General features: G+C 65.1%; 18 protein-coding genes and 1 pseudogene. 7 read left to right on the top strand and 12 right to left on the bottom strand.

The genetic code is table 11. The annotated features are described in order from the left end of the window. Window positions 1-51 precede the first annotated feature (51 nt). On the bottom strand, window positions 52-723 hold the full coding sequence (locus U0C82_RS02250; RefSeq protein ID WP_322185427.1) for a hypothetical protein: 672 nt from the start codon (window positions 721-723) through the stop codon (window positions 52-54). A 103-nt stretch (window positions 724-826) separates the two neighbouring features. Here U0C82_RS02250 and guaA point away from each other — a divergent pair, with 103 nt between their 5' ends. Then, complete coding sequence (gene guaA / locus U0C82_RS02245; RefSeq protein WP_322185426.1) at window positions 827-2,383, top strand: glutamine-hydrolyzing GMP synthase; 1,557 nt, start codon at window positions 827-829, stop codon at window positions 2,381-2,383. Between the two features lie 293 nt (window positions 2,384-2,676). Here the strand turns inward: guaA and U0C82_RS02240 are convergent, their stop codons facing one another. Then, window positions 2,677-3,270: a GNAT family N-acetyltransferase gene (locus U0C82_RS02240; RefSeq protein ID WP_322185425.1), complete on the bottom strand. Its 594-nt coding sequence runs from the start codon at window positions 3,268-3,270 to the stop codon at window positions 2,677-2,679. A 78-nt stretch (window positions 3,271-3,348) separates the two neighbouring features. Between U0C82_RS02240 and U0C82_RS02235 the strand changes: the two genes are divergently transcribed. After that, window positions 3,349-4,365, top strand: a complete 1,017-nt coding sequence (locus U0C82_RS02235; RefSeq protein ID WP_322185424.1) for an alpha/beta hydrolase — start codon at window positions 3,349-3,351, stop codon at window positions 4,363-4,365. 371 nt (window positions 4,366-4,736) lie between these two features. Here the strand turns inward: U0C82_RS02235 and U0C82_RS02230 are convergent. From U0C82_RS02230 to U0C82_RS02205, 6 genes and pseudogenes are all read right to left on the bottom strand, one after another. Further along, window positions 4,737-4,946 (bottom strand): annotated as a pseudogene (locus U0C82_RS02230) (transposase); the annotation flags it as partial. Window positions 4,947-5,159: 213 nt separating this feature from the next. After that, on the bottom strand, window positions 5,160-6,074 hold the full coding sequence (locus U0C82_RS02225; protein WP_322185423.1) for an SMP-30/gluconolactonase/LRE family protein: 915 nt from the start codon (window positions 6,072-6,074) through the stop codon (window positions 5,160-5,162). Between the two features lie 13 nt (window positions 6,075-6,087). Further along, entirely contained in the window at window positions 6,088-7,053 is a 966-nt protein-coding gene (locus tag U0C82_RS02220) for an ABC transporter permease (protein ID WP_322185422.1), read from the bottom strand. After that, entirely contained in the window at window positions 7,050-7,991 is a 942-nt protein-coding gene (locus tag U0C82_RS02215; protein ID WP_322185421.1) for an ABC transporter permease, read from the bottom strand. The genes U0C82_RS02220 and U0C82_RS02215 overlap by 4 nt, the downstream gene beginning before the upstream one ends. Further along, a complete protein-coding gene (locus tag U0C82_RS02210; protein ID WP_322185420.1) occupies window positions 7,988-9,475 on the bottom strand; it encodes a sugar ABC transporter ATP-binding protein in 1,488 nt (495 codons plus the stop codon). The genes U0C82_RS02215 and U0C82_RS02210 overlap by 4 nt, the downstream gene beginning before the upstream one ends. A 132-nt stretch (window positions 9,476-9,607) precedes the next feature. Further along, on the bottom strand, window positions 9,608-10,624 hold the full coding sequence (locus U0C82_RS02205; RefSeq protein WP_322185419.1) for an ABC transporter substrate-binding protein: 1,017 nt from the start codon (window positions 10,622-10,624) through the stop codon (window positions 9,608-9,610). A gap of 221 nt (window positions 10,625-10,845) precedes the next feature. On the opposite strand from U0C82_RS02205, the gene U0C82_RS02200 reads away from it, so the two are divergent. The 3 genes from U0C82_RS02200 (at window position 10,846) to U0C82_RS02190 (ending at window position 13,560) form a co-directional block, all read left to right on the top strand. Then, complete coding sequence (locus U0C82_RS02200; RefSeq protein WP_322185418.1) at window positions 10,846-12,093, top strand: sensor histidine kinase; 1,248 nt, start codon at window positions 10,846-10,848, stop codon at window positions 12,091-12,093. Beyond that, complete coding sequence (locus U0C82_RS02195; protein ID WP_322185417.1) at window positions 12,090-12,797, top strand: response regulator transcription factor; 708 nt, start codon at window positions 12,090-12,092, stop codon at window positions 12,795-12,797. The genes U0C82_RS02200 and U0C82_RS02195 overlap by 4 nt, the downstream gene beginning before the upstream one ends. A 277-nt stretch (window positions 12,798-13,074) precedes the next feature. Next, on the top strand, window positions 13,075-13,560 hold the full coding sequence (locus U0C82_RS02190; RefSeq protein WP_322185416.1) for a peroxiredoxin: 486 nt from the start codon (window positions 13,075-13,077) through the stop codon (window positions 13,558-13,560). Window positions 13,561-13,717: 157 nt separating this feature from the next. Here the strand turns inward: U0C82_RS02190 and U0C82_RS02185 are convergent, their stop codons facing one another. Next, window positions 13,718-15,145, bottom strand: coding sequence for a hypothetical protein (locus tag U0C82_RS02185; RefSeq protein WP_322185415.1), 1,428 nt, complete (start codon window positions 15,143-15,145; stop codon window positions 13,718-13,720). Window positions 15,146-15,269: 124 nt separating this feature from the next. Between U0C82_RS02185 and trhO the strand changes: the two genes are divergently transcribed. Then, entirely contained in the window at window positions 15,270-16,163 is an 894-nt protein-coding gene (trhO, locus tag U0C82_RS02180; protein ID WP_322185414.1) for an oxygen-dependent tRNA uridine(34) hydroxylase TrhO, read from the top strand. A gap of 70 nt (window positions 16,164-16,233) precedes the next feature. Here trhO and hemW read toward each other — a convergent pair whose 3' ends face one another. Genes hemW through rph form a run of 3 tightly spaced genes read right to left on the bottom strand, consistent with a single transcriptional unit; the run spans window position 16,234 to window position 18,820 of the window. After that, window positions 16,234-17,430, bottom strand: a complete 1,197-nt coding sequence (gene hemW / locus U0C82_RS02175; RefSeq protein ID WP_322185413.1) for a radical SAM family heme chaperone HemW — start codon at window positions 17,428-17,430, stop codon at window positions 16,234-16,236. A 17-nt stretch (window positions 17,431-17,447) separates the two neighbouring features. Then, window positions 17,448-18,092, bottom strand: a complete 645-nt coding sequence (rdgB, locus tag U0C82_RS02170; protein WP_322185412.1) for an RdgB/HAM1 family non-canonical purine NTP pyrophosphatase — start codon at window positions 18,090-18,092, stop codon at window positions 17,448-17,450. 5 nt (window positions 18,093-18,097) lie between these two features. Beyond that, window positions 18,098-18,820: a ribonuclease PH gene (rph, locus tag U0C82_RS02165; protein ID WP_322185411.1), complete on the bottom strand. Its 723-nt coding sequence runs from the start codon at window positions 18,818-18,820 to the stop codon at window positions 18,098-18,100. Between the two features lie 185 nt (window positions 18,821-19,005). Here rph and U0C82_RS02160 point away from each other — a divergent pair, with 185 nt between their 5' ends. Continuing rightward, on the top strand, window positions 19,006-20,022 hold the full coding sequence (locus U0C82_RS02160; RefSeq protein WP_322185410.1) for an LLM class flavin-dependent oxidoreductase: 1,017 nt from the start codon (window positions 19,006-19,008) through the stop codon (window positions 20,020-20,022). The last annotated feature ends 158 nt before the right edge of the window (window positions 20,023-20,180 follow it).

Genomic DNA, 20,180 nt, shown 5'->3' with positions numbered 1-20,180 from the left:
GCGACGCCCCTGCGCCTCAGGCCTTCAGAGATCGCGGTTTCATTGCGCGTTCTAACGGTAGGCGTCCGAACTCATCATCGAGAGGGGCAGGGGAGAGTTGCCGGCGTTCGGCAGCGGCATGAGCGTATCCTGGACGGAGCTCATCGGCTGGGGCGGCATCGGCGCGCCGGCCATGGGCGCGGGCGCGCCGCCATATTGCGGCTGGGTCGAGCCACCATAGCCGCCGGCGGCGTTGTTCATCGATCCCGAAGCGCTGGCCATCGCCCCGCCGTTCATGGGCGGATAGGCGGGCGCTGCGTCGCAATAGACGATGGCGCCCCATTTCTGGACGCGTTCGTTGAGATAGACCTCGCGGCCATACTGCTTCTGGAACTGCGGCTGGGTTCCCGGCTGGCACAGGCGTTCGCTCGCGACCTCGACGACCACCGCGCGGGCGACGGCCTCGTGCTGCGGGCTGCCGATCGAGATGCCTGGCGAGGAGACGCGCACGAACGATTTCGCCGGCCCGCCGGCCGCCGCGCTCGGCTGCGTGTAGTCCACGGTGAAGGGATTGTACTTCGTCTGGGTGACAGAGGTGTACTGGAACGGTTCCGGCGGGGCGGCGGGCTGGATGGAGGCCGACGCTTCCTGAAGGGCCGCGCCCGATCCCTCGCTCTGGCAGCCAGCGAGAACGGCCGGCAGAAGCGCGGACAACGCGAGAAGGGCAGGAAGACGCGTCGACAAAGTCTGGTATCCCAAATGAAGAGCATGGATTTCAAAGCCGCCGACAGGCCGGCCCGTGACGCGCGTGTTGCACCGCATTCATGGAAACACTATGGCATAAATCATGACAGCGCACCCAGACACCGTTCTTATCGTCGATTTCGGCTCCCAGGTCACACAGCTTATCGCGCGCCGGGTGCGCGAGGCTGGCGTCTATTCCGAGATCGTTCCGTTCCAGTCCGCCGAGGCGGCCTTCGCGACGCTGAGGCCGCGGGCGGTGATTCTCTCCGGATCGCCGGCCTCGGTGACCGACGAGAACGCGCCGGACATTCCGGACGCCATCCTGTCCTCCGGCCTGCCGATCTTCGGCATCTGCTACGGCCAGCAGACGCTTTGCGAGCAGCTCGGCGGCAAGATCGAGGGCGGGCTCACCCGCGAATTCGGGCGCGCCTTCATCGAGGTGCAGAAGGCCTCGCCGCTGTTCGAGGGCATCTGGGCCGAGGGCACGCGCCATCAGGTATGGATGAGCCATGGCGACCGGGTGACGATGCTGCCCGAGGGGTTCGAGATCATCGCCGCCTCGGCCGGCGCACCCTATGCGGTGATCGCCGACGAGGCGCGCCGCATCTACGGCGTCCAGTTCCATCCGGAGGTCGTGCATACGCCGGATGGGGCAAGGCTTCTGTCCAACTTCGTCCACAAGATCGCCGGCATCAAGGGCGACTGGACGATGGCGGCCTTCCGCGACAAGGCGATCGCCGACATTCGCCAGAAGGTCGGCGACCGGAAGGTGATCTGCGGGCTTTCGGGCGGCGTCGATTCGTCCGTGGCCGCCGTTCTCATCCACGAGGCGATCGGCGACCAGCTCACCTGCATCTTCGTCGATCATGGGCTGTTGCGCATGAACGAGGCGGAGGAGGTCGTGACCATGTTCCGCGACCACTACAATATCCCGCTCGTCCACGTCGCGGCCGAGGATCTGTTCATCGACGCCCTCGAGGGCGAGATGGATCCCGAGGTCAAGCGCAAGACGATCGGCCGGCTCTTCATCGAGACCTTCGAGGCCGAGGCCAAGAAGCTCGGCGGCGCCGATTTCCTCGCCCAGGGCACGCTCTATCCGGACGTCATCGAAAGCGTGTCCTTCACCGGCGGGCCCTCGGTCACGATCAAGTCGCACCACAATGTGGGCGGGCTGCCCGAGCGCATGAACATGCAGCTGGTCGAACCCTTGCGCGAACTCTTCAAGGACGAGGTGCGCATTCTCGGGCGCGAACTGGGCCTGCCGGACCGCTTCGTCGGTCGCCAGCCCTTCCCCGGGCCGGGGCTCGCCATCCGCTGCCCGGGCGGCATCACCCGCGACAAGCTGCGCATCCTGCGCGAAGCCGACGCGATCTATCTCGACGAGATCCGCAAGGCGGGGCTCTACGACGCGATCTGGCAGGCCTTCGCCGTGCTGCTTCCCGTGCAGACCGTCGGCGTGATGGGCGACGGGCGCACCTACGAATTCGTCTGCGCGCTGCGCGCGGTCACGTCGGTCGACGGCATGACCGCCGACTTCTACCATTTCGACATGGACTTCCTCGGCCAAGCCGCGACGCGCATCATCAACGAGGTCAAGGGCATCAACCGCGTGGTCTACGACGTCACCTCCAAACCCCCCGGCACGATCGAGTGGGAATGACGGGTTGCGCTGCGCGTTTGGTCCGAAATCCCTAGGCCGCTTTGGGGCATGCACCGCGGGGTCATCGGGCTTCGCACAAGGATATGGACGCTGCGCTTCATAGCGTCCGGCCCGGACGGAGATGGGATGGGGCAGGGGGAATCGGTTTCGAAACAGGAACCGGCACACCTCCTCATCCGCCCCCGATCGGACACGCAGTCCGGCACGTTCCGGCTCGTTGAGCCTTGTGAACGGACGGGCGGACCGGCGGAAACCGCCGTCGATCCTTGGCCGCTTGCGTGATGACGCTTTTGTCAGATCCCGACCGGCTTCGTCATTCGTGTCGCTCTCGCGAAACCGAAAACCGGACCCAGCGGCCCAAGCGGCAGAACCGATGTCGCGACGAAGCCTTCCCTTTCGTAAAGAGCGCGGGCGCGCGGGTTGGTGTCGATAACGTCAAGTCGAACCTTCCGAAGGCCCATCAATACGGCTTGCGTCTCGATCGCCTTCAACAGGGCTTTCCCGACTCCCTTGCCTCTGGCGTGCGGTTCGACGAAAATCCCGTCCATAAGCAGGCTGTCCGGCTCACAATCTCGCTCCAGAGTGCTGATCAACAGGGCGCGAAACGCCGCGCCGATCCATCCGTACGTCGCGACGAGATCCCTCAAACCACCGTCGATGAACGCCCCTTCCGGCGACTTGAAGCCGGCTACGCCAAGGAAGTCTCCATCGTGCGACACCGCACTGATCGCATGTTCGGGATCGATCACACGGCTGATGAAATCGACCGCCTTCCCCTCGGGACCGAGCGGATAGCGCAGCTTGCGCGAAAATGCGCGCCAGTATCCTTGTGCCGCGCGTTGGCGGTGCACAGGACGAAAGCCGGCCTCGATCTCAAACGATAGCATGTCACGATCTGTCACCATTGCACCGCCTCCATGGATATCCTATCAGATGGTATGATATGGAGAGGGATACAATTGCGATTGCGCCCGGTTCTGACAATCGTTCTCCTTCTGGCCGCCGCTGCGGGTTTCTTCCTATGGCGCTTGGCCGACCATGACCTTGATCGGCGCAACAGCGAGAGTTTCGACTTCGCCCGCGCGAGTGCTTCCATCTCGGGAACGCTCTGGCTTCCCGACGAGGCGCCTCGGGCGGCCGTTGTCTTCGTGCATGGGGACGGGGCGCAGGATCGCACGTCGTCGGGCGGATACGCGCCTATGATCAACGCCATGCTGGATCGCGGTATTGCCGTGGCGTCCTGGGACAAGCCCGGCGTCGGTGCGTCACAGGGAAACTGGCTGCACCAAACCATGGGGGAGCGCACAGCCGAGACCCGCGCGGCCCTCCGGGTCCTGGCACGTCGTTTCGATGGTCTTGCGCGCGGTGCCGTCGGGTTTTCGCAGGCCGGATGGGTCCTGCCGGATCTGACGCGCGGCGACGCGGATTTTCTTGTGCTGATCGGCGCCGCGGTGTCGTGGCAGGATCAGGGCGAATATTTCACGCGCGTGCGGCTCGCCCGGGAGGGGCTTGATCCGCGAACTGTCGATCAAGCGATTGCGAATCAGAACCTCGAAGACGACCGCATCTTCAAACAGGATGCGAAGGTGGCGAAAGCGCCTGCCGGGATGTCGCCCGATCGCTGGAATTTCATTCGGATCAATCGAGACGCCGACGCGCGCGCTGCGCTTTCCAAGCTCGACCTGCCGCTGTTTGCAATCTGGGGTGCGGAGGATCTGAATGTCGATCCGCAGCGCAATGCCGCGATCTATCGCGACCTCGTCGCAAGGCGGGATGGCCGTAGCCGGATTGTCATCTGGTCGGACGCCACGCACGGCCTTCTGAAGTCCTCCGCCTACAACTGGCAGCTGACCGACGGCTGGTCGTGGCTTGCAGTCGCGCGGTTTCTTGTCGAGGGACGGTATGCCTTCGCCCCCGGTGCGCTCGACACCTTGACCGCGTGGATTCTGACCAGGGCCGAAGACGGCCGCGAAGCGGGGTAGCAGACCGTTTGGCGCCGCCACATGATGCAGCAACGGGCCAATCGCATCGACGCAAGGGTCGGCGGCCGGAAGCACACCCCGATGCCCTATCCAGCTTCCATGGACCTTCCAGCCCCGGAGCCTGGCCCGCGACCGGTCGGGTCTTCCCGACCATCGCGTCGGCCGCCGGCGCGCTTGGCCGTCTTCGCTCTGGAGGCCCTGCGGCGTTCTTCAAGCCAGGCCTCCACTTCGCCGAGGTCCCGCACGGCGGTTCGAGAGGTCAGGTCGAAGCGCTGCATACCCTCCGCCAGCGTCCAGAGTGCACGGTTGAGGCCGACATTCTTGTCGATGCCGTTGATGGCACGGGTCTAAGAGTCCGTTTGGGAATGGGCTCAATGGCTGATGCGCTGGGGTAGGAAGCTTGCCATGGCGACGTGGATCATAGCTTCCGAGACGTCGATGCGCTGTTCATGGTCGCGCACGAGGCGTCGCGAGCCGATCATTTACCCGAAGGTTCTCTCGACCACCCATCGGCGCGGCACGACCTTGAAGCCTTCCTCCTTGTCGATCCGGCGCACGATCTCGACGACGAAGTCGAGAAAGTTCGACGGCTTCGGGAGAAACGGCGCGAGCGTCGTCCACGCCGCATTCGTCAGATCAGTCGGATAGCGCTTCGTCTTTCGCTCGATCGAAGCCATTCTCGCTCGGGTCTGTCATGTCCACATCCAGAGTGTGAATCACAGATCAGACCCAGGCAAAACCCATTCCCAAACGGTCTCTCAGGAGCAAAGTTGCGACACGCCCTTCAACGAAACCTACGTCATCGGAATGCCTTCGGCGTTCACGTAGATCGCGTAGATTGAGCGTGTCGCGGCGATGAAAAGACGGTTGCGCTTGATGCCGCCGAAGCAGAGGTTCGCGACGACTTCCGGCACAAGGATCTTGCCGAGAAGAGCACCGTCCGGCGCAAAGCAGTGGACGCCGTCGGCGGCGCTCGACCAGAGACGCCCCTCCGTATCGACGCGGATTCCGTCCGGAATGCCGGCGTCGATCTCAGTAAAGGTGCGTCCATTCCAGGCGTTTCCGTCTGCGCCGATCTCGAAGGCACGAATGATCCGCGGCACATTCCGATCATGGGACGCTCCGGATTCGGCGACGTAAAGGGTGCGCTCATCGGGCGAGAAGGCAAGGCCGTTCGGTTGGACGAAGTCCGAAATCATGCGTTCGAGCTTCCCGGTCTGCGGATCAAGGCGATAGAGCCCGTTCGCCGTCTGCTCGGGCATAGCCCTGTCGCCCTCGTAATCTGTGAGGATGCCGTAGGTGGGATCCGTGAACCAGATCGTACCATCGCGCCGCACGACGACGTCGTTCGGCGAGTTGAGGCATTTTCCTTCGAATTGGTCCGCGAGAACCGTCAGGTGCCCATCCCGTTCGGTGCGGGTGACACGGCGCGTCAGATGTTCGCAGGAGACGAGGCGTCCCTCCCGGTCGCGGGTGTGGCCGTTCGCGAAGTTCGAGGCTGCCCGATAGATCGAGACGCCACCGGTCGGCGTCCAGCGCATGATGCGGTTCTGCGGGATGTCGCTCCACAGGAGGCAATCCGCATCGCCGAACCAGACGGGTCCCTCGGCCCAGTGACTGGTATCGTCGATCTGGTGGAGGTCGACGTTTGCAAGGCAGATCGAGCGGAACCGCTCGTCGCGGATTTCGTAGGGTTCGCGGATACGCATGTCAGGGGCCTTGCTAGTCTCGGGCGCCGCGCTTGCCGCCGGCGAGCGTGATGACCGCGACGATGATGAGACCGGTCAGGATCTGCCGCAGGCCCGAGCCGACGCCGAAAGTGTTCATCATGGTGACGAGGAGATAGAGGAAGAGTGCAGCGCCCCAGACGCCGGAGACGTTGGAAAAGCCGCCGGCGACCGACGTGCCCCCGATGACGACGACGGCGATCGAAGCGAGGAGATACTCCTCGCCCATGTTCAGGGAAGCGCCTCCGGAGAAGGCCGCAAGCATGACGCCGCACAGAGCCGCGAAGAGCGCGCAGAGGACGTAGGTTGCGTAGCGGACCAGCCCGACCTGGATGCCGGCGAGATTCGCCGCGTTCATGTTCTGGCCGATCGCGGTCAGAAACCGTCCATAGACCGAACGGTGGAGGACGATCGCCATGACGGCTGCAAGTGCGATGACGAGGATCGAAAGGATAGGCAGGCCAGCGACGCGGTTCGTCGCAATATCGGCGAGCAGGGGCGGCGGCGAGATGCGCAGGCCGCGCCCATAAACGATGGCAAGCGACTGGACGACGAAGCTCGACGACAAAGTCGCGATGATCGGCGGAATGCGCAGGACCGAGATGAGGGCATAGTTCGCCGTGCCGATGGCGGTCCCGCAGCCGAGCGCCGCGAGAACGCCGACCGCGATCATGGCATCCGATCCCGCCATGACCTTCATGGCGACGGCGCCCGAGAGCGCGATGTTCGCCGGCACCGACAAGTCGATATTACCGGGTCCCGACGTGATGACGAACATCTGGCCGATGCCGACCAGCGCATAGAAACTGCCGAAGGCGAGCGCGGCCGAAACGATCTGGCCGGCTCCGCTTCCTTGATTGGCGGCCAGCGTCACCGCGAAGATGATGCCGGCGCCGACGAAGGCGAAGGCGAACGGCGCGCTTTGCCAGACTGACTGGAGCCGTGCGAGGGAATTGCTCATGCGGCTCGCTCCTCGAATTGGTTGACGAGGGAGCGCAGTGCGAGGACCACGATCAGCATGAGCCCCTGGGCGCCGATCTGCCATTCCGGCGCGATGCGCAGGAAGGAGAGAAGCGAGCCTACGAGGGCAAGTGTCAGGGCGCCGAGCACGGCGCCGATCGGCGAGACGCGCCCGCCGGTGAACTCGCCGCCGCCGAGAATCACGCCCGCGATCGAGAGCAGTGTGTAACGAAGCGCAATATTCGCATCCGCCGAGGTCGTGGTGCCGACGAGAATGAGGCCGGCAATGACGCCGAAGGTGCCGGCGAGCGCGTACATGGTCACCTTCAGCTTCAGGAGCGACCAGCCCGCCCGCGCGACGGCTTGGGGATTGCCGCCGGAGGCGCGCAGGACGACGCCACCCGCCGAGCGCATCAAACCGAGATGGACGATGAGCCCCAGCCCAGCGCAAGCGACGATTGACAGAGGGACGAACGGCATCTGGAACTTGACGATCGCCGTCAGCCAGGCGGGTGCAGCTCCGCCAGGGCTCGGTAGGATGAGCACCGCGCAGCCAAGCCAGACGAAGGACATGCCGAGCGTCACGACGATCGAGGGCAGATTGCGCAGGTGAATGAGCGCTCCGAGCGCCGCGTAGGCTGCGATCGAGGCGATCAGCGCGGCGATGCCGAGAAGCGGCGTCTCGTTCAGCCACGTGGCCGCGATGCAGGCGACCATCGAGACGAAGCCGCCGATCGAGAGATCGAGATCGTTGACCGTCAGGATGAAGAGCTGCGCCATGGTCGCGAATGCGATCGGCAAAGCCAGGTTCAGCATCAGGTTCAAGCCGAAATAGCTCATCGTGCGCGGCTGGATGATGAAGATTGCGACGAGGAGAAGGGCGAGCGAGAGGGCCGGGACGGCTGCGCGCAGAAGCTTGGGATCGGGATGGCCGATCATGCTGCAGCCTCCTCGAAGGAGGCCTGCAGCACCTTCTCCTCGTCGAACTCGCCGCGCCCGAGTTCGGCGACGATGCGTCCCTCCCGAAAAACGTAGACGTGATCGCAGTGCAGCAATTCGTCGAACTCCGTTGTGTACCAGAGGAAACTACGCCCCCTGCCGGCCTCCTGGCGGATGCGCTCATAGACCTCGCGCTTGGTGCCCACATCGACGCCGCGCATGGGATCGTCCATGGAGATGATCTCTGCATCGGAGCCGAGCGCCCTTGCAAAAAGCGCCTTCTGCTGGTTGCCGCCGGACAGGGTCAGAATATTGTCGTCCATGTCTGGCGTGCGGATCTTCAACGTCTCCTTCCATTCCCGTTCCATCGCAGCCTCGCGCCTGGAGGAGACGAGGCCGAACCGGGACAGGGACGGCAGCGACCGGACCGTCACGTTCTCGCCGATCGACCACAGCGGAAAGACGCCGTCGCTCTGCCGGTCGCCGGCGACGAAGGCCATGCGCCCCTTGACCGTTGCGTAGCGGGAGCGGTGATGGACGGCATGGTGCACGAGGCGGAGGAGCGCGGTCTGGCCGTGGCCGGCAAGCCCTGCCAGGCCGACGATCTCGCCGCGATGCACTGCGACGCGGCTCTCGTCCTCTTGGCGCGGCGGCATCGCGACCACCATCGGCTCGCCTTCTCGAAGGCTTTTGGCCGGAGCCTCTCTTCGTCCATCCCTGTCTTCGGCTACGTGGCCCATCGCCGCGACGAGCCCCGCCCGATCGAATGCCGCGACGGGCCGGTCCGCGACGACGGCTCCGTCCCGCATCACGACGATGCGGTTCGCGGTCGAGAAGATGTCCCCGAGGATATGGGAGATGAGGATGACGCTGCCGCCTCGCTCCACGAACCGGCGGGCAAAGGCGAGAAGCTGCGAGGCGACGCTCTGGTCGAGCGAGGAGGTCGGCTCATCCAGAATGACGAGCTTCGGCTCCGCGGCATCCGTTACGATAAAGTTGATCGCGATCTCCACCATCTGCCGGCGTCCAAGGCTCAGATCGCCGACGGTCGCTGCCGGTGCGATGCCGTGGCCGGGAAAGATCGAGTCGAGCGCCTCCGTCAGGAGCCGCGAAGCCTTGCGTCGCCATCCAAAGCCCGAAAGCGTAGCATGACGGACGCGGACATTTTCCGTCGCCGTGAGGTTCGGACAAAGGGACAGTTCCTGGAAAACGCAGCGGATGCCGGCGTCTAGCGCCCTCGAAACCGACACGTCGGCGATGGGTATGTCCTTGCCGGCCAGCGCGAAACGCCCGTCCGTCGGGGTCCGCGTTCCGGCAAGGATCTGCATCAGCGTCGACTTGCCGGCCCCGTTGTGACCGACGAGCCCGACGCATTCGCCCCGCCGCACGGCAAGATCGACACCCGCGAGCGCACGCACCGCGCCGAACGACTTCGTCACGCCGGAGAGCGCGACGAGCGCGACATCCTCGATTGGTCCAGACATCGGCATCTCCAGGAAACAGGCAGTAAAGCGAGGACCATCGCCCGACGACGGGCACGTCGGGCGGGTGCCGTGACCCTGGCCGCATCCATCCGGAGGCGGGCAGGGTCATGGTTCAGTCTTGCGAGGAGCCGTTCACTTCGCGGAGGAAACGAGCTCGGCCGCCTGCTCCCGGGTGTATTCCTGGTTGGTGACGCCACCGTCCGGGGTCATCTCGATCCCCTCGGCGAGGCCGTCCTGATCGATGCGCAGGGTCGGGACGACGAGATCCTTCGGCACATCCTTGCCGTCGAGGATCGCCTGGGCGACCCAGAAGGCGAGCGTCGAGACGCCGGGGGCGATCGACTGGGAGAAGGTTTCGTAGCCGTTGGCGTCCTTTTGCTCTTTCCACCAGCCGAGTTCGTCGCTGCGGTTGCCCATGATGATGGTCGGCACTTCGCGGCCCGCGGCCTTGAACGCTTCGGCAGCCCCGTAGCCATCGCCGCCCTGCGTGACGACGCCGACGACGTCGGGAAGACTCGGAAGCACGCTTGCCACCGACTTCTGCGCGACGGTCTGGGTCCAGTCGCCCTGCACCTCGCGCACCACCTCGAAATTCGGATGGTTCTTCACGCCCTCGACGATACCGGCATGGATCTCCTCGTCGACGGAAGTGCCCGGAAGGCCGCGGATCTCCAAGAGCTTGCCGCCATCCGGGTAGCGCTTGGCAAGATAGTCGATCTGGTCGGTGCCCATCTTCTTGAAGTCGACCGCGATGCGCCATGCGCATGGCTCGGTGACCACCCCGTCGAACGAGACGACGGTGATCCCCGCGTCGCAGGCTTCCTTCACCGCACCGTTGAGGGCCGTCGGCGAGGCGGAGTTGAGAACGATGGCGTCGTAGCCCTGCAGGATCATGTTCTGCAGCTGCGCGGCCTGTTCGGTGGCCGAGTTCTCGGCCGTGGTGAAGGCGTCGGCCGAGCCGACCACGCCCTCCTCGACGGCTTTGCTCGTGGTCTCTTCCCAGCTTTCGATCATCGCCTGGCGCCAGGAATTGCCGGCATAATTATTGGAGAGCGCGATCGACTTGCCGGCGCTCTGCGCGTTCGCGCCCGCAGCGCCGAGGCAAAGGATGACGGCAGCGGACGCCGTTAGGATGACGCGTTGTTTCATAATTCCTCCCATGGCCTTCGTTCGGGCAAGGCCGTCCCCTATCCGGAAAGGCTTCGTCCTCCCGAAGCCGGTCCGATCGTCGCAGGATAGCCGGCGCCCTGTAAAGACCGAGGACCGCAAGCGATGTGCGGGTTCCCGCATCCAGCCCGATCGGCCAATGGGTTGCATCGGCATCATCCATGTCCATTCTCTGCACCGGTACGACGAGAAGGAAACCGTTCATGCGCGCCGAGCATCCATCGACGTCCAGTATCGCTGCCGACAGCACCTATCTGCGCATCGCAAGCCACCTCGCCGGTCAAGTGGATATTCGCGGCGCATTGGAAGCGATCGTCTCGGAAATCGGAGACATCGTCGACGTCGACCATGTGGACGTTTGTCTCCTCGACGAAGCCGAAGCCTGGTGCACCTCCTACGAAGTTGGCTTCGAGACCCACTGGAGCCACGAAAGCACCAAAGTCTCCTGTTCGCCCCTTCGCGCGATCCTCACAGGCGACATCCGGTTCATGCTGACCGACGATGCCCTTTGCGACGAACGTTACCTCTTTCCAGGCTCGAACAGCGGTCCGATACTCGATCTCAAGCTGCGGAGCCGCGTGAATGTCGCCATGATGGTGATGGGACGGACCATCGGCGTCCTGTCCTGTTCCTCTCTCAGTCCGGGACGCTACGCCGCTCGCCACATTGCCGCGATCGGGCACGTCGCCGACGTCATCGCCCCCTATTTTCACGCACTGCGCATTTCCGAGCGTGCCCGCTTGGCTGCCATTCGGCGCGCCGAATTGATGGCGCGGGAGGAAGGCCTGCGGCAGGGCGCGCTCGAACTGACGAGCGCGATGGAGCAGGAGCGGCAACGGATCGGGATGGATCTTCACGACCAGACCCTCGCCGACCTCACCCGGCTGTTACGGACGCTCGAAGCGGGCGGGAGCCGGATCGATACCGGCGAGATCATCTTGTACCTCTCCGACGCAATCTCGGATCTCCGCTGCATCATCGACGAGGCGGTCCCGTCCATCCTCGACATGTTCGGCTTTGCCCATGCGGTTCGCATTCATCTGGAACGGGCGGTCGCGGGGCGCGGCATCGCGGTTCGGTTCGACGACCGCACCGGCGGCGCCATAGACGAACTCGCCCAGACGATCCGAACGGCTCTCTTCCGCATCGTGCAGGAAGCGGTCAACAATGCCGCGGGGCACTCGGGAGCCAAGACGATCATGGTCGACATCGGCGCCATGGACGATGCGATTATGGTCTCGGTCGCCGACGATGGTATGGGGTTGCCGGACCATCTGCCATCGATCGAGGACCGATCCGCCCCAGGAGGGCTCATTCACATGCGGACGCGCGCGCGCCTGATCGCTGCGGACTTTTCCATCCATTGCGAGGGCGGAACGCGTATTCGCGTGTGTCTTCCGGTTTCAAGGGTTGTCGAACACGATCAAGCCTGTGGCGCGGGTGAACTTTGAAGATCCTGCTCGTCGAAGACGACGCTCTCCACGTGGCCTATCTCGAGGAGCAGGTCGCGCGGGCGCTTCCCGAGGCAAAAAGTATCATCGTGGCGGGCGATGGCGCCGAGGCGGAGGATCTGGCACGCCAGCCCGACGTGGGCGGCGTCGTCATGGATTTGCAGATGAAGCGCCGCAACGGGATCGAGGCCGCCCGCACAATATGGTCAGAGCGCCCTCATACGCGCATCCTGTTCTGGTCGAATTATGCCGATGAGGCCTATTTGCGCGGTATCGCGCGCATCGTTCCGGAGGACTGCGCCTACGGTTACGTCCTCAAGACTGTTTCGAGCGAACGGCTGCATCTGGCCTTGCGCTCCGTCCTGGTTCTCGGCCAGATCACGATCGATCGCGAGATGCACCGCATACAGGCGCGCGGGAGTGAGGCAGGTTCAAGCCTTACCGACAGCGAATACGCCGTGCTGCTCGATCTCGCTCTTGGATTCCCAGACAAGGAGATCGCATTGCGACAAGGCGTCAGCCTCCGAACCGTCCAAAACAGACTTCTATCCCTCTATGACAAGCTCGCGGTCGACGTTGACGAAAACGAGGAATTGGCCAATGGAGTCAACAAGCGTGTGCGCGCCGTCCTTCGTGCCCTTTTGACCCGCACGCTCAATATCGAATCGCTCGAAAGCGCCGAGCGTACGCGCCTGGGAAGGTAAAGGTAGAAGAAGCGGCGCTCTAAGCTATTATTGATACGGACGATGTTACCCGAAAACTCGTGCAACGTTTCGGCAGTAAGCTCTAACGGCTTGGTTCGGAACACTCGCGTGGGAATGATCGACGCCGAACCGAACGCCCGATCATGCGCCATGACCCGCTAGTTCGGACAATCCGACATCGGGACTCGCATCGCCTCGTCCGCGACCTATTTACCCTGCGACTAATCCGCCGTCCGGCGGGCAGGGCGTTCGATCGATCATTTTGAGGGGCCAATCCATGACCATTGCGACAGGCGACAAGCTTCCCAACGCCACCTTCCGAACCAAGACGTCGGATGGAATGAACGACCTGTCGACCGACGACATCTTCGCGGGCAAGACCGTCGTCCTGTTCGGGGTGCCGGGCGCTTTCACGCCCACCTGCTCGATGAACCATCTGCCCGGCTTCCTCGACCACAATGACGAGATCCGCGCCAAGGGCGTCGACGAGATCGCGGTCGTGGCCGTCAACGATGCCTTCGTGATGGGGGCCTGGGAAGAGGCCAAGGCGGCGTCCGGCAAGATCCTGTTCCTGTCCGACGGCAATGGCGAATTTATCAAGGCCGCGGGTCTCGATATCGACCTGTCCGCCGGAGGGCTGGGAACACGCTCGAAGCGCTTCTCGATGATCGTCAGGGACGGGGTCGTCGAAACGCTCGCGATCGAGGATTCGCCGGGCCAGGCCGAAAAGACCTCGGCCCAGAACATTCTGGACCAGCTTTAGACGATCGTCCGGCCGGCACGTCGGTCTCCCGCATCGGACTTTTTGAACACCGCTTCCGGTCCTTCGGGACGATGGTCAGCCGTTCGCCGGATCTACCCGAAGGCGGCCGCCGACCGGTCGGGCGCCGGTCCGCGGCGGCGTTCTGCCGGTTGTGTTGTCAGACCGGTGCGAGGCCTGCGATCATCAGGGCCGTCACGGTCAGGGCGCTTGCGGCCACGAGAAAGAACGTGCGGTTCCAGTCGGCGCCGACCCGGAACGCCGTCGTATGGCCCAGTCGCCCGATCAGCATGGTGGTCGCGGTGAAGGGTGAGGTGGCGCCGGCGAGCGCCCATCCGGCAGTGATCGCGCAGACGATCGCGATCGGCGAGACCCCGATGGCGCCCGGATCGGGCAGGATCGGCGCGAACAGCGAGACGGACAGGATTGGGTTCATGCCGAGCTGGCCGAAGAGCGGGATCAGCCAGACGGGGGCCGCCACGATCAGCCAGACCGGAAGCGCCGACAGGTCGAGCCCCGATTTCTCCAGGATGGGGACCGCCAGCGCCGCGCCCAGCGAGCCGATGATGCCGGCCATGATGAGCAGGACGATCTCCGAGCCGTAGGACGGCAGCTCCCGGAACGCCAGCGTCTTCAGCTGGGATGCGACCTTCCGCGCCGGTGCCGCGTCGCCGAGCGCTTCGAGGATCAGCCAAGACAGCGAGGCGAGCGGCACGAAGACCATGACGACGGATACGATCCTGAGGCCTGTGGCAAGCTCGAGAAGGCCGACGCCGAGAAAGATCACGAACAGGAGGACGAGAAGCGGCTTCAAATCCGCGATCGAACCCTTCACCGTCCGCGAAACCGGCGGTGGGCCGGAATAGACGGGCTTGACGATCGTATCGAGCGCCCAGCCGATCCCCATGAAGAGCGCCGCATTGGCGAGCGCGAAGCCCGCCGCCGCCGACCAGCTCGCGCCCGGAATGATGGAGGTGGTGATCGCCATCGCGAACGCCAGCGGCGACCAGAGCAGCGAGGAGCAGAAGCCGCGCTGGATCGCGAGCAGCATCCGCCTGTTGCGGATCTCGCGCAGTTCCTCGTTGGGTTCGCGCCCGGCAATGCTCTCGGTCAGGCCGCCGAGAAGCTGGATCGACCCGTAATTGAGGATCAGCGCGAAGAGATGGCCGCCACCGGTCAACGCGATGTAGCGCTTGCCCGGCGGCTGGCTCGCCAGATATTCGCCGCAGCGCATGATCGCCGGCGAGACGGCGGCCGGCGCCCGCAAGGTGGCGAGCGCGACGAAGAACGTGGCGATGAAAGCGCCCTGTCCGAGCGCGTCCAGCAAAAGCGTCCGCCATTCGGCCCGTGTCGCGATCGCGGCGAGCGCCAGCGCTGCGCCGATCGCCACGAACATGCGCCGCGACCAGGACGCGCTCGGCACCGCGACGAGCAGGAGAAGGCCCACGCAGGAGGCGGCGAGCGTTGCCGAGCCGGGCACCGCGAACCAGTCGCGCAGAATGGTGAAGAATGCCGTTGCCAGGAGCGCAACGCTGAAAAGGCGGGAAGGTCGGGTGATGGGAGGGCTTTCGGATTGGGCAGGCTGCAATTCGTCCCGACATAGCGCGAAGCGCGAAACCGGTGAAGGGAAGAGGTGAGGGTCCAGGTCAAAAGTTCGGCAACGCGGCGCGGCCGTTTGCGCTGGACTGCGGGCGGCGTTATGAGGCCGACCCATGAGCTATGATGTCGTCGCCTTTTACCGGTTTGTGCCGCTCGCAGGGCTCGAGGCCCTGCGCGAGCAGCTTCTGGCGTTCTGCCGCAAGGCCGGTTTGCGCGGCACGATCCTGATCGCGCCCGAAGGCATCAACGGCACCGTGGCGGGACCTTCCGCGGGCACCCTTGCGCTTGTCGAAAGCCTCGACGGCATCTGCGGCCTCCTCAAGGGCGAGGTGAAGCATTCGAGCGCCGCCACCTGGCCGTTCGCCCGCATGAAGGTGCGCATCCGCCCGGAAATCATCACGATGCGGGCGCCCGAGGCCGATCCGACGCGCCGAGCGGGGCAGTACGTGTCCGCGCGCGAATGGAACGATCTCGTGTCCGATCCCGACGTTCTCCTGATCGATACCCGCAATCGCTACGAGACCAAGGTCGGCACGTTCGAGGGCGCAGTCGATCCGCGGATCGACAGCTTCACCGAGTTCAAGGACTATGTCGAAACCGCGCTCGATCCGGCGAGGCACCGCAAGGTCGCGATGTTCTGCACCGGCGGAATCCGCTGCGAGAAGGCCTCGAGCTTCATGCTGGCGCAGGGTTTCGAGACGGTCTACCACCTCAAGGGCGGTATCCTGAAATATCTCGAGGAGGTCGAGCCGGACGCCTCGCGCTGGAACGGCGAGTGCTACGTGTTCGACGAGCGCGTCGCTGTCGGCCACGGGCTCGCGCCGGGGTCCTGGACCGCGTGCTTTGCCTGCGGCCAGCCGCTGTCCGGCGACGAGACGCAGGCCGACAGCTTCGAGGCCGGCGTGTCCTGTCCCCACTGCATCGACCGGCTCACGGACGAGAGGGCGCGGGACCTGCGCGCACGTCACCTCCAGATGACCGAGGCCAAGCGCGACGCCTCGGGCTGAGCCCGGAAGGGCCGGCCGATCGGACAGGTGTGGAAGCACCGGCCGGCGGCGGGCCGAGGATCGGCCGCGCTCAGGCCAGGTCCGCGACCACCGCATCGAGAACCAGCATGCCGGCCGGCGTGCAGCGCAGCCGATCGGCGCCGATGCGCTCGATCATGCCGTGCTGCGTCAGATCGCGCTCTGCGACCGGATCGATGCTGCGGCCCGAAAGCTGGCTCCAGCGCTTCAGATCGATCCCCTCCGTCAGGCGCAGGCCCATGAGAAGCAGCTCGTCGGCCTGCTCCGACGTGTTCAGCGCTTCCTCGACCACCATGCCATGGTCCCAGTCTTCCACCATTTGCAGCCAGGTCTCCGGCAGCGGCTCGTTGGCCGTGGCGTAGCGGCGGCCGTCGAAGGCGAGGCGTCCGTGGGCTCCCGGCCCGACGCCTGCATAGAGGCCGTAGCGCCAATAGGTGAGGTTGTGCCGGCTTTCGGCCCCCGGCACCGCATGGTTGGAGATCTCGTAGGCGGGCAGTCCGCGCTCGGCCGTCAGGGCCTGTGTCGCCTCGTAGAGATCGGCGGACAGGTCGCCGTCCGGCACCACCAGCTTGCCGGCCCTGTGCAGCGCGTGGAACGGCGTGCCTTCCTCGATCGTCAGCTGATAGAGCGAGAGATGATCGGCGGCGAGCGCGATCGCCTGGTGGAGTTCGGCCTCCCAGGCCGCGACGGTCTGCTCGGGCCGCGCATAGATGAGGTCGAAGGAAAGCCGCGGAAAGATCTCGCGCGCAAGCCGGATGGCGCGGTAGGCCTCGTCGACATTGTGGAGGCGCCCGAGCCGCTTCAGGTCGCGGTCGTTGAGGGCCTGGACCCCGAGCGAGACCCGGTTGACGCCCGCCGATCGATAGCCGCGAAAGCGCTCGGCCTCGACGCTGGAGGGATTGGCCTCGAGCGTGATCTCGGCATCGTCCGCCACGGTCCAGATTCGGGAGATCGCATCGAGGATGATGCCGACCGTCGCTGGCTCCATCAGCGAGGGCGTGCCGCCGCCCAGGAAGATGGAGGTAACGCGCTCGCCCTTCGATCGCCGGCCCATCTGGACGAGTTCGCGTTCGAAGGCCGCGGCGTAGCGCGCCTGATCGATCGGCTTGAAACGGACATGGCTGTTGAAGTCGCAATAGGGGCATTTGGCCGCGCAGAACGGCCAGTGCACATAGACGCCGAACCCGGGGTCCGGCGACACCGGCTTGAAGGGCAGGACGTTTCGGCGTGGCGCATCCAACAGGCTCATGGCATTCCGCACCGCGTTTACCCGGTTCCCAGCGCTTGGCGCGCAAATTTCTGGAAGGCCCGCGCCCGGTGGGACAGGGCGTCCGGCTGGCCGGGCTTCCAGGCATGCTTTTCGGCCGACATCATCTCGCCGAAGGTGCGATCGAGGCCGTCCGGCAGGAAGATCGGATCGTAGCCGAAGCCGAGATCGCCGCGCGGCGGCCAAACGATCTGGCCATGCACCTCGCCGCGGAACAGATGCGTCTCGCCCGACGGCATGGCAAGGCACAGGACCGCGACGAAGGTCGCGCGGCGCCTGTCCGGCGTCGTCGCGCCGGCGGCCTGAAGCTTTTCCTCGACATTGCGCATGGCCATGGCGAAGTCCCGGTCGGGGCCGCCCCAGCGTGCCGAATAGATGCCCGGATCGCCGTTCAGCGCGTCGATCGAAATACCGGAATCGTCCGACAGGCAGGCGAGCCCGGTCGCCGCGTGGGAGGCGAGGGCCTTCAGTTCGGCATTTTCCTCATAGGTCGTCCCGGTCTCCTCGGGATCGACGAGGTTCTTTTCGGCCGCCGAGGTGATCTCGAAGCCGAACGGCTCCATCAGCTCGCGGATCTCCCAGATCTTGCCGCGATTGTGGCTGGCGACGAGGAGGGGGCCGTCTTCGGGTTTGAGAAGCGCCATCTCGGTCAGGAATCTCCCAATGCCCTGGTCTGAGCCTCGACGAGCTCGCCAATGCCCTTGCGGGCGAGCGCCATCAGTTTCAGGAACTCGTCCTGCGAAAACGGCGCACCTTCCGCCGTGCCCTGGACCTCGACGATGCCGCCGGCGCCGGTCATGACGAAGTTGGCGTCCGTCTCGGCTGTGGAATCCTCGGCATAGTCGAGATCGAGCACCGGCTCGCCCTTGTAGATGCCGCAGGAAATCGCCGCCACATGGGTCTTCAGCACCTCGGCGCGCTTCACCATGGCGCGCGCTTCCATCCATTTCAGGCATTCGGACAAAGCGACGAAACCGCCGGTGATGGCGGCGGTGCGGGTGCCGCCATCGGCCTGGATGACGTCGCAATCCACCGTGATCTGGCGCTCGCCGAGGGCTCCCATGTCGACGACGGCCCGCAGGGAGCGGCCGATGAGGCGCTGGATTTCCTGGGTGCGGCCCGACTGCTTGCCGGCGGACGCCTCGCGGCGCATGCGGTCTCCCGTGGCGCGGGGCAGCATGCCGTATTCCGCCGTCACCCAGCCCTTGCCGGAGTTGCGCAGGAAGGGCGGCACGCGCTCTTCGAGGGAGGCGAGGCACAGGACATGGGTTTCGCCGAACTTGACGAGACAGGAGCCTTCCGCATGGCGGTTGACGCCGGTTTCGAGGCTTACCTCGCGCATGGAATCGGCGGAACGTTTGGATGGGCGCATGATCGGTCCGGGAGCTTGGCGTTAAGAATTGGTTAAGGATCGAGCCGCGCTTCTAACCGGGATGGAGGGCGGAGGAAAGGCGGGGGTGGTACGGGAAGGGGGCACGCCGGGGTTCTTTCGATGCGGCGAGCGGCTTCCCATATGACGGTGAACGACACGTTCCAGCCAATCCGAGGCCGCAAACCATGACGATCCCCTATTCCGTTCTCGATCTTTCGCCCATCCCGGAAGGATCGGACGCCGCGCGCGCGCTGGCCAATTCCGCCGATCTCGCCGCCCATGCGGAGGCGCTCGGCTACACCCGCTACTGGATGGCCGAGCACCACAATATGAGCGGCATCGCCAGTGCCGCGACGGCGGTCGCGCTCGGCTTCGTCGCCTCGCGGACGAAGACCATCCGCATCGGTTCGGGCGGCGTGATGCTGCCCAATCATTCGCCGCTGATGGTCGCCGAAGCGTTCGGCACGCTGGCGACGCTCTATCCGAACCGGGTCGATCTCGGCGTCGGCCGTGCGCCGGGCACGGACCAGACGACGGCGATGGCGCTGCGCCGCAACATGAGCGCGGGCGACACGTTCCCGCAGGACGTGATGGAGCTGATCGGCTATTTCGCCAGCGGCGAGGGCGCCCCGAACAAGGTTCGCGCGATTCCGGGCGAGGGCACCGAAGTGCCGGTCTATATTCTGGGCTCCAGCCTCTACGGCGCGCAGCTCGCCGCCTATCTCGGCCTGCCTTATGCGTTCGCCTCGCATTTCGCGCCCGGCGCGCTCGACCAGGCGGTGGAGATCTACCGCTCCACCTTCCGCCCGTCGGAGCGTTTCCCCGAGCCCTATTTCATCCTCGCCGCCAATGTCTTCGGGGCTGCGACGGACGAGGAGGGCCGCTTCCTGATGAGCTCGATGCAGCAGGCCTTCGCCAACCTTCGCTCCGGCAATCCCGGCAAGCTGCCGCGCCCGATCGAGGATTTCGCCGGCACCGCCCATCCGGGCGTGAAGGCAGGCGTCGACGAAGCCCTCCGCATCTCCGCGGTCGGCTCGCCCGACACCGTCCGTTCGTCCCTCGAAGCCCTCGCCCGGCGCTACCGCCCGGACGAGATGATCCTCACCAGCCAGATCCACGACCACGCCGCGCGCAAGACGAGCTACGTGATCGCCGCCGAGGCGATGCGCGAGATCGGCGAGATGGGCCGACAGGCGGCGTGAGTTTGACGGGAAGGGCGCATGGATGACGGAAGGCGGGGGGAGTTTGGGCGTTTACCCTCGACATCGGCCATCTTGAAACTTGCTCAGGTCTCCGGGACAGGCCCCGGGACGACGGTGTCAGAGGATGCTCGCCAGCCAAGAGACCGGTGTCGACGAAT

Source organism: Fulvimarina uroteuthidis (genome assembly GCF_034321785.1).
Lineage (GTDB): Bacteria > Pseudomonadota > Alphaproteobacteria > Rhizobiales > Rhizobiaceae > Fulvimarina > Fulvimarina uroteuthidis.
The sequence above is the reverse complement of the archived record's forward strand: the minus strand, read 5'-3'. Positions and strand labels throughout refer to the sequence as shown.